This is a genomic window from Streptomyces sp. NPDC005483, assembly GCF_040606035.1.
Taxonomy (GTDB): domain Bacteria; phylum Actinomycetota; class Actinomycetes; order Streptomycetales; family Streptomycetaceae; genus Streptomyces.
In genome coordinates this window covers 1-9,655 of sequence record NZ_JBEXEA010000084.1, presented here as the reverse complement: position 1 = coordinate 9,655, position 9,655 = coordinate 1, and the positions used below count along the sequence as shown (strand labels likewise).

The following is a 9,655-nucleotide window of genomic DNA, read 5'->3' as shown; positions in this document are numbered from 1 at the left end:
TTCACCTGGGGCAGCACCGCCCGCAAGTCCCTGGAACACGCGATCATCTGCGAGGCCGTCGCCGACATCGCCCTGCACACCCTGTCCCTCAACCCGACCGCACCCCCACCCGCCCACCTCCTGCAACGCCACTACACCCGCAAACACGGCCCCGACGCCTACTACGGCAACCCGGAGGCGACGCCGACCTCGGGATGATCGGCGCGCGTCGCTGTCAGCTCGATCGGGCTGTACCGGGCGTGCCCCCTCACCAGGGGCGAAGACGCGAGGGCAGCCCGGTCAGATCAGGCGATCACCGCCGCCCGCACGCACAGCACGTCCGGCAGATGCGAGGCCAACTGGCGCCAGCTGTCGCCGTCGTCGGCCGAGGCGTACACCTCGCCGTTGCGGTTGCCGAAGTAGACGCCGGCCGGTTCCGCGTCGTCCGCGCACATCGCGTCCCGCAGCACCGTGCCGTAGTGGTCCTCCTGCGGCAGGCCCGCTGTGAGCGGTTCCCAGCTCTTGCCTGCGTCCGCTGTGCGGAAGACCCGGCATCGGCGACCGGCCGGGACGCGGTCCGCGTCGGCGTTGATCGGGAAGACGTAAGCCGTCTCGCCGCGGTGGGGATGAGCGACCGCCGCGAAGCCGAAGGTGGACGGCAGCCCCTCGCCGATGTCCGTCCAGTGCGCCCCCGCGTCGTCGCTTCTGTACACCCCCCAGTGGTTCTGGAGGTACAGCCGGTCCGGATCGGCCGCGTCCCGGGCGACCTTGTGCACGCACTGGCCGAACTCCGGGTTCGGGTCGGGCAGGAACACCGCGGAGACACCGGAGTTGGACGGCTCCCAGCTCGCGCCGCCGTCCTTGGTGCGGAAGACCCCCGCCGTGGAGACGGCCACCGTCACCGCGTGCGGGTCCCGCCTGTCGGTCAGGACGGTGTGCAGACCCTCACCGCCGCCTCCCGGCACCCATTTCGAGCGGGTCGGATGCTCCCACAGGGGCCTGACCAGCTCGAAACTCTCCCCGCGGTCCTCGGAGCGGTACAACGCGGCCGGTTCCGTGCCCGCGTACACCACGTCCGGCTCGGCCGCCGCCGGGTGCAGCTGCCAGACCCGCTCCAGGGAGGCCCCGGTGTCCTTCGGGAATTTCACGGCGGGCCGGCCCGGCTCCGTCCAGGTGCGGCCCAGGTCGTCGGAGTGGAACACCGAAGGACCCCAGTGCGCGCTGTCACCCCCGGCCAGCAGTCGTGGGCGCGCGCCCCGGGTGTCGATCGCGACCGAGTACACGGCCTGCGCATTGAAGTACGGGCTCTCGTCGAACTCCCAGGTGCCGCCTCGCTCGCGCCCGATGAACAAGCCCTTGCGCGTCCCCACGGCAAGCAGCTTCTCAGCCATACCGATCACCTCCGTGACGTCTTTGTCCCAGACACCGGCCAGTCTGCACCCCACCACTGACAGTCACCTCTGGAAAGGGCTTCACCGCAGGTCAAAGCGGGGATGGTAACGGGCTGCGGCGATTGACGGGCGGCTTTCGGCAAGAAGCCCGCGACCGCACGCGGCCGTTGCGACCGTCGTGACGGAGAACTCGCCGTGAGCCGTGAGTATCGAGGCGGGTTCCGCCGTATGGGAGGTCGGTCCGGCATGTTCGTGCGCCCGTCGCTCATGAGGAGGATGCCTTCGATGGCGTTCCGTGGTCCCAAGGTCTGGCTGTGGCGCTGGCGGCGCAATCCCCTCAGACGCCGTGCCGACGCCGTCGAGGCGTGGGTCGTGCTCGGTGCCTGGCTGCTCACCGTGGTGGCCGGGGTGCTCGCCGGTCTGGGGGTGAGCCGGGCGGTCGAGCACCAGCTGGGGCTGGAGCGCGTCGAGTGGCGGCCCGTCGTGGCCCGTCTCGCCGACCGGGCGCCGGGCACGGCCGACCCGCGCACGTCGAGCGGTGAACGGGTGTGGGGCGAGGTGGCCTGGACCGGGGCGGACGGCTCGGCCCACAGGGGCCAGGTGCGCGTCGCCCCCGGCAGCACCCAGGGCACCCCGGTCACCGTGTGGACCGACGCCCAGGGCCGCCTCATGACCCAGCCCGCCACCGAGGGCCAGGCCCGGATCCGCGCTGCGATGATCGGCGCGCTGGTCGGCGTGAGCACCGCGGCCGTCCCCTTCGTGGGGGGCCGGGTCCTGCGCGGCCGCATGGAACGGCGCCGCCTGGACCAGTGGGACACGGACTGGGCGCACTTCGGACCGTTGTGGGGCGGGCGGCGGGCCGACGGGAGGTAGCACCGGCGGGGCTTGCGGTGCGGGCAAGGCTGTCCGGGATGCGGGACGTGTGTGACACCTCGCGGACCGCAACCCGGGGCCGTGTCGGTCGGACGTCGACGCCAGATGCGGTCGCCGAGACGTCAGTTCCGCACGAAGAAGATCGTGCAGAGGCTCTCCGGCAGGGCCCAGGGCGGCGAGGCACGCGGTGACCGGAGATCCGCCACACCGCACACGCGGCGGACACCCGCTCCCACAGATCCTCCGCCAGAGCCATCCGGCGCAACCCCGGAAGCGCCTCACCGGCCTTCGGCCCGAGACGTGCAACGCGTCCCGTTCCACGGACCACAGCGCCCCCGCAGTGACCGCCGTGTACTCCGTCTCCAGCAGCTGGCGCAGCACGGGCACGACCAGGGAGGGCGCCGCGCTCCCGAACGCCTCCAGGGCGCGAACCGCCGACTCCACCACGGCGTCCCGAGACCGCGGCTTCCGAGTCGCCCAGCGCGGTGAGTGCCGACAACAGCGGCACGGCCTGCCCGAAGGTCCCGGCGGTGTCCGGCACGACCTCGCCCAGCCGTCGGCGCAGTGCGGGCGCGAGCGGGGGAGGCCGCGGAGCCCAGATGGCCGATCGCATGGCCCAGGTCGTCGGGAACGACCGGACCCGACAGCACCTCGGCCAGGGCCGGTGTCGCCCGGGAATCCCCGCTCCTGGCAAGGGCCTTGAGCGGACCGCCCAGTGTCGGCGCCCCACGCCCGGCCAGATCGTCGGCGGCGGGCGCGGCCAGACCGAACAGGTCCTCCAGCACGCCTGCACCACAGCAGTGACAACGAGGCGTAATCAGCGCGTGACGGTGAGCAACTCGGACAGGGGGGTGGTTCGGTTTTCACCAAGTGGCTCCAGAACGCCCTCAGTTGTCGCCGGGCAGTGCCCTTCGGAGGACCGCGTCCACGTCCGCGGCGTCCGGCAGCGTGCCGAAGGAGTGCCCCCAGTCGCCGCCGAGCCGGGTCGCGCAGAAGGCGTCGGCGACCGCGGGCGGGGCGTGCCGGACGAGGAGCGACGCCTGCAGTGTCAGGGCCATGTGCTCCACCAGCCGGCGGGCACTCGTCTCGGACGCCGTGGCCAACATGCTCTTGAGGCGGGCGACGGCCGTGTCGAGGCGGGCGTCCGCGCCCTGGGCCAGGGCGAGTTCGCCGAACAGTGCCTGAGCGGTGTCCGGCTCACGGCGCAACGCCCGCAGGACATCGAGGGCGTTGACGTTCCCGGAGCCCTCCCAGATCGACAGCAGGGGCGCCTCCCGGTAGTGCCGGGGCATGCCCGAGTCCTCCACGTAGCCGTTGCCGCCCAGGCACTCCAGGGCCTCCGCGGTGAAAGCCGGACCCCGCTTGGTGACCCAGTACTTGCCGACCGCGGTGGCGATACGGCGGAACGCCTGCTCGCCGGTGTCCCCGCGCACGGCCCGGTCGGCGGCGCCCGCGAGCCGTAGCGTGAGGGTGGTCGCGGCCTCGGACTCCAGCGCCAGATCGGCCAGGACGTTGCGCATCAGCGGCTGGTCGATCAACCGGGCGCCGAACGCGCTGCGGTGCCGGGCATGGTGACCCGCCTCGACGAGCGTTCTGCGCATCAGGGTCGCCGACATCATCACGCAGTCCAGCCTCGTGCAGTTGACCATCTCGATGATCGTCTTGACGCCCTGGCCCTCGTGGCCGACCAACCAGGCCACGGTCGCGTCGAACTCGGGCTCGGAGGAGGCGTTCGACCGGTTGCCGAGCTTGTCCTTGAGGCGCTGGATGCGGAAGGTGTTGCGGCTGCCGTCCGGCAGGACGCGCGGGAGGAGGAAGCACGACAGCCCGCCGGGAGCCTGCGCCAGCACCAGGAACACATCGCACATCGGCGCCGACGTGAACCACTTGTGCCCGCGCAGCGTGTACACCCCGGCCTCCGCGGTGGGCGTGGCCGTCGTGGTGTTCGTCCGGACGTCGGAGCCACCCTGCTTCTCGGTCATCCCCATGCCCGCGAGCAGGCCCCGCTTCTCGGTGGGCACCCTGAGCTCCGGCTCGTACTCCCGGCCGGTCAGCAGGGGTTCGTAGACCTTGGCCAGCTCCGGCTCCCTGCGCAGCGCCGGGATCGCCGCGTACGTCATCGACGTGGGGCAGCCGTGGCCCGCGTCGGTGTGTCCCCACACCAGGCCGCCCGCCGTGCGGGCGACATGGGCGCCGGTACGCTCCTCCGCCCAGGGTGTGCCGGCCAGGCCCTCGGCGACGGCGGTCCGCATCAGGTGGTGCCAGCTCGGATGGAAGTCGACCTCGTCGACCCGGTTGCCGTACCGGTCGTGGGTGCGCAGCACCGGCTCGTGCCGGTTGGCCTGATCCGCCCACTCCTGGGCCTCGGCACTGCCGGCCCGCAGTCCGAGGTGCCGGATGTCCTCCTCGGCCCAGTCGGCGCCCTCGCGGCGCAGCCCCTCCAGGAGGACGGGGTCGTCGGAGGCGTCGTACGGGACCAGGGGAGGGGGCTGGTTGGTGACGGCGTGGGTGGCGGCCTGTTCGGGCGCGGAGAGGGAGACCATGAGGTCCATGTTGCGCTTTGACTGCGGCCGTAGCAATAGTGCAACAAGATGGGAGTCGTACAGTACGTGACCATGCGGAGGAACGTGTCGGAGCAGCCTAAGGAGGTCGACCTGCGGCCGTTGTCCGCGCGGTCGGTCGTGCTGAGCCTGTTGCTGGGCGCGCATCCGCCGGAGATGCCGGTGAAGGACCTGGTCCGCGCGGTGGAGCCGTTCGGGGTCGGCGGCTCCACGCTGCGTGCCGCGCTCAGCCGGATGGTGAGCGCCGGTGACCTGCGGCGCGCCGACACCGTCTACGGCCTCAGCGACCGGCTGCTGGCCCGTCAGCGCCGCCAGGACGACTCCGTCCACCCGCGCACGCGCGCGTGGAGCGGCGACTGGGAGATGGTCGTGATCACGGCGACGGGCCGCAACCCGGCCGAACGTGCCGAACTGCGCGCGCGGCTGACCGCCCTCCGGCTCGCCGAACTCCGCGAGGGCGTCTGGCTGCGCCCCGCCAACCTGCTCCGATCGCTCCCGGACGGCCTGGACGGGGTCGCCCAGCGCTACACGGCCCGCCCCGGCCGCCCAGGGCCGGAGCTGGCCGCCGCACTGTGGCCTCTCGACGGCTGGGCGGCCGACTCCCGGGCGCTGCTCGCCCAGGTCACCCGCGCGGACCGGCCCGCGGACCGGCTCACCGGCTTCGCGGCGGTCGTACGCCAGCTGCTGACCGATCCGGTGCTGCCGCCCGAGCTCCTGCCGGCCGACTGGCCGGGTGCCGAACTGCGCTCGGCGTACGCGGCCTATCGGGGCGAGCTGGCGGACACGGTCCCGCAGGACCACCTCCGCACATGACACGGCGGCCGTGCGAAGCGCCGTGCGGGGACGCTTCGTACGGCCGCCTTCACCTGCCGAGCGGCTACTTGTAGGTGATGTCCGAGGTCGCGTACTTGCAGTAGGTACTGTCGGGTCCGGAGCCGTTCGTGGTCGGCTCCTTGCCCGTGTTGTTCCCGATGTACTTCTGGCACGGGACGATCTTCTTGCCGGAGTCGCCCACGATCGTGATCTTCTTCAGGGTCGCGCTGTCGCCGTAGTTGGTGTTGATGCCGACGAGCTTGTTGCCCGAGTAGGTCGCCTCGATGGTGTTGAGGTTGATCGTCCGCTTGTACTGCGTGGAGCAGTTGCCGCAGGAGCGGACGAAGGTGCCGAAGCTCTGCACCGCGAAGTTCGAGATGTTGAGCGTGCCGGCGCCGTTGAACTGGAAGACCTTGTCGCTGGCCGACTTCGCGCCACCGCCGGAGACGGTGTACACGTTCGACGACGAGGAGCCGCGGAAGGTCGCCGCGTCCTCGCCGACGTCCTCCCACCACACGTTCTGGAGCGTGCAGCTGCCGGCGCAGTGGATGCCGTCGGCGGCGGGAGCGCCGATGATGACGTTCTTCAGGACGGTGCCGGCGGCCAGGTTCAGGATGGGCCCCTGGTCCTCGTCCTGGCTGTCGCTGCCCAGGTCGCCCGTGCCGTACAGGCGCTTCATCCCGTAGTCCTTGGTGCCGGACAGCTCGATGGTCGAGGAGACCGCCTGGCTGCCGTTCGCGGTGGGCCAGGTGGCGGCGCTGGCCGTCGGCGCGTTGAATGTCATGATCATGCCAACCGAGAGGCCGAGTGCGGCCATGGCGCCTGTCAGCGCGCGCCTGCGCGCGCGTGGACGTGCCGAAGAAGTCATGTCCCGAATCCTTCTTCCTTGTCGGGGGGTGGGGGTGGGGGTGGTCAGAGCTTTCCGGCGCCCGCGCCGCCGGTCACCGAGGCGACGACGGAGGAGGCGGGCTCGGCGGTGTAGCTGTACGGAGCGGTGGTGAAGGTGCCGACCTGGGAGACCTCGGTGGCGGCTCCGCCGAGGTCGTTGCCGCGCAGGTTGGCGTAGCCGTCCACGTCGCTGTTCCGGTTCGTGGTGACAGCGACTCCGGTGCTGCGGAAGACGTTGTTCTCCACGAGCATCTGGGCGCCCATGCGCGAATGCACCGCGGTCTCGGCGCCGACGACGTAGTTGTCGTAGAAGTGCCCGGTACCGAAGCGCAGACTGGGGATGCGCGAGTTGACGTTGTTGAACCAGTTGTGGTGGTACGTCACCTTCAGATGGCCGGTGTCCTGGCTCGCGTTGTTGTCGCTGTGGCCGACGAGCGAGCCCTTGAAGTGGTCCTTGAAGGTGTTCCAGGACACGGTGACGTTGTCCGAGCCGTGGTTGATGTCCAGCAGCCCGTCGTAGTAGTCCTTGTCGTGATCGCGGTCCGCCGAGAAGGAGTTGTGGTCGATCCACACCTTCGTCGAGGCCTGCACCTCGATGCCGTCGGCGGGCGCGAGGGGCTTGCTGATGTTCAGGTTGCGGACCACGACGTTGGTGACCTTCTTCAGCCGCAGCCCGCCGCCGGTGAACCCGGACGACGAACCGACGCCCAGCACCGTGGTGTTGGAGCCGACGTCGACCGTGCCGCTCAGCGAGATCAGGCCGTTGACCTTGACGACCTTCGCGGTGTTGCCGGTGACGGCCGTCCTGAAGGCGCTCAGTGTGGAGACGGTGACCGCGGAAGCGCTGCCTCCGCCGGTCGTTCCGGCGCCGAAACCGATGGGGGAGGTCTCGGCGGCCCCGGCCGGCTGCGGGACGGCCAGGGCGGCCGCCGTCGCGAGCGCGGCCGCACCGGCGGCCAGAGCGGATCTTTGCGCGTGTGTACGTGGGGGGCGAGTACGCATGCGGGTGCGTCCCTTCGTGGGGCCTGCGTGGTGCCAGGTCGGACATGTACGTGAAGTCTGTTCGTCATGCTGAACGACGTGCGCAGTGCAGAGCGGCAATGCGAATCGCCGCCGCAGGGCGGTTCACACTGCTGAACGGAACGTAGGGGGCAAGCGCTTTCTAGTCAACGCTTTGCGCAGAAGACATTCGGTCACCGATGCGGGGGAGGGGTGGGGGTCGGTTCGAATTCTTTCGACGCGTGGGAGCGCTTCCATGACGGCCATGCGCATGTCACCATGCTCGCCGGACGCTTCCCTTCCGAGAGATTTCCGAGAACTTCCCGAGAGGGGCGAGTCGGTGACGACTCCATCCATGCGTACGTTCGTCGGCGAGCCGGTGCTCACGTCGCCCCAGAACGGCTTGCTCCGGAGCGGCGGTCGCCGACGAACTTCGCCGACCGGTCACGGGCGGCCGGCCCGCCCCTGACCTTCCTGGACGCCGCACGGGACATCGGCAACCAGTACGCGGCACCAACTCCTCCTGCTGCAGGAAAGGGGCAACGACGTGTCCACCACCCCCCACAACTCCCCGAGGAGACGGCTGAGTTCGGCGCTGCTGGCCGTGCTGTCGTTACTCGCGGCCGCCTTCCTCACCGCACCGACCGCCTCGGCGCGCACCGAGGCGGTGCCGACCGCGACCCTCACCGAAGTGACGGACTTCGGCACGAATCCCAGCAACCTCCAGATGTACCTGTACGTGCCGGACAACGTCACCGCACACCCGGCGGTCGTCGTGGCCGTGCACTACTGCACCGGCTCGGGACCGGCCATGTACAACGGCACCGAGTGGGCCCGACTGGCCGACACCTTCGGCTTCGTGGTGATCTACCCTTCGGTCACGCGGTCCAGCAAGTGCTTCGACGTGTCCTCGCCACAGGCGCTGAAGCGGGGCGGCGGCAGCGATCCCGTCGGCATCAAGTCGATGATCGACTGGACGGTGAATGCCTACTCCGCCGACACAGGAAGGATCTACGCGACCGGCATCTCCTCCGGCGCGATGATGACGAACGTCCTGCTCGGCGACTACCCGGACGTGTTCGCGGCGGGTGCGGCCTTCTCCGGAGTCCCGTTCGGCTGCTTCGCGACGACGGACGGATCGGAGTGGAACAGCGCCTGCTCGGGCGGCACCGTCACCCACACCCCGCAGCAGTGGGGCGACCTGGTCCGCGCCGCCTACCCCGGCTACAGCGGCACCCGGCCGCGCATGCAGGTGTGGCACGGCACCGAGGACGACGTGCTGCGCTACCCGAACTTCGGCGAGGAGATCAAGCAGTGGACGAACGTCCTCGGCGTCAGCCAGACGCCCGCGGCCACGGACACGCCCGTCTCCGGCTGGACCCGCACCCGCTACGGCGCCACCGGTGACCGTGCACCCGTCGAGGCGATCAGCCTCCAGGGCGTCGGTCACAACCTCTACTCCACCGGCATGGCCGCCCGCGCCCTCACCTTCTTCGGCCTCGACAGCACGGGCCCGGCGCCCCAGCCCCAGCCGGGCGCCTGCAAGGTGGCGGCCACGACGAACGCCTGGAACACCGGCCTGACGGCATCCTTGACGATCACCAACACCGGCACGACCACGATCAACAGCTGGCAACTGGCCTTCACCCTCCCCGCCGGCCAGACCATCACCAATGGCTGGGGCGCCACGTACAGCCCGCCCTCCGGGTCGGTGACGGCGGCGAACGCGACGTACAACGGCACGATCGCGCCGAACGCGAGTGTCAGCATCGGCTATCAGGCGACCCACGGCGGGAACAGTGCGGCGCCGACTGGCTTCATGCTCAACGGCAAGGCCTGCACGACGAGTTGAGGTTCACCGGTCATCGCGATCCTCCGGCGGGATGTTCCGGCGCAGTGCGGGCGTCCCGCCGGCCGGCCTGTCAGGAGTGGAGCAGACGCCGCACCCGGTCAGCAGCCGGGTGAGGGAAGTCGTCGCGACCGACGCGCCGCCGATCCGCCCGGCGGACGCGCTCGACCGCGCCGAAGGCCTTTCCGGGAAGAAGGGTGCCGGGACGCACTAGTGCCGCTCCGCAGAAGTTCGTGGAGGGGTGTTGATCAAGTTGTCTTCAGTGGGGTGCCTTCGTAGGTCCAGCGGTAGGGTCTCGCGGC

Annotated in this window: 8 protein-coding genes and 1 pseudogene; 5 read left to right on the top strand and 4 right to left on the bottom strand. The window is 70.6% G+C overall.

The features are described from left to right. Positions 1-198 (top strand): annotated as a pseudogene (gene araD, locus ABZT06_RS49800) (L-ribulose-5-phosphate 4-epimerase); the annotation flags it as partial. A gap of 86 nt (positions 199-284) precedes the next feature. Here the strand turns inward: araD and ABZT06_RS49795 are convergent. Beyond that, positions 285-1,427 carry an exo-alpha-sialidase gene (locus ABZT06_RS49795; protein WP_355756382.1) on the bottom strand — a complete coding sequence of 381 codons (1,143 nt, stop codon included), beginning with the start codon at positions 1,425-1,427 and terminating at the stop codon, positions 285-287. Positions 1,428-1,655: 228 nt separating this feature from the next. Here ABZT06_RS49795 and ABZT06_RS49790 point away from each other — a divergent pair, with 228 nt between their 5' ends. Further along, positions 1,656-2,243 carry a hypothetical protein gene (locus tag ABZT06_RS49790; protein WP_355756380.1) on the top strand — a complete coding sequence of 196 codons (588 nt, stop codon included), beginning with the start codon at positions 1,656-1,658 and terminating at the stop codon, positions 2,241-2,243. An 887-nt stretch (positions 2,244-3,130) separates the two neighbouring features. On the opposite strand, the gene ABZT06_RS49785 is transcribed toward ABZT06_RS49790, so the two are convergent. Further along, positions 3,131-4,786 carry an acyl-CoA dehydrogenase family protein gene (locus ABZT06_RS49785; RefSeq protein WP_355756377.1) on the bottom strand — a complete coding sequence of 552 codons (1,656 nt, stop codon included), beginning with the start codon at positions 4,784-4,786 and terminating at the stop codon, positions 3,131-3,133. A gap of 72 nt (positions 4,787-4,858) precedes the next feature. Between ABZT06_RS49785 and ABZT06_RS49780 the strand changes: the two genes are divergently transcribed. Beyond that, the gene (locus ABZT06_RS49780) at positions 4,859-5,617 is read left to right on the top strand and encodes a PaaX family transcriptional regulator C-terminal domain-containing protein (RefSeq protein WP_355756375.1); all 759 of its coding nucleotides are present in this window, start codon (positions 4,859-4,861) and stop codon (positions 5,615-5,617) included. Positions 5,618-5,681: 64 nt separating this feature from the next. Here ABZT06_RS49780 and ABZT06_RS49775 read toward each other — a convergent pair whose 3' ends face one another. Beyond that, entirely contained in the window at positions 5,682-6,485 is an 804-nt protein-coding gene (locus tag ABZT06_RS49775) for a pectate lyase (RefSeq protein WP_355756373.1), read from the bottom strand. Positions 6,486-6,529: 44 nt separating this feature from the next. Continuing rightward, entirely contained in the window at positions 6,530-7,507 is a 978-nt protein-coding gene (locus ABZT06_RS49770) for a polysaccharide lyase family 1 protein (RefSeq protein WP_355756372.1), read from the bottom strand. A 544-nt stretch (positions 7,508-8,051) separates the two neighbouring features. Between ABZT06_RS49770 and ABZT06_RS49765 the strand changes: the two genes are divergently transcribed. After that, the gene (locus tag ABZT06_RS49765; protein ID WP_355756370.1) at positions 8,052-9,356 is read left to right on the top strand and encodes a PHB depolymerase family esterase; all 1,305 of its coding nucleotides are present in this window, start codon (positions 8,052-8,054) and stop codon (positions 9,354-9,356) included. A 31-nt stretch (positions 9,357-9,387) separates the two neighbouring features. After that, the gene (locus ABZT06_RS49760) at positions 9,388-9,567 is read left to right on the top strand and encodes a hypothetical protein (protein ID WP_355756368.1); all 180 of its coding nucleotides are present in this window, start codon (positions 9,388-9,390) and stop codon (positions 9,565-9,567) included. Positions 9,568-9,655: the final 88 nt, after the last annotated feature.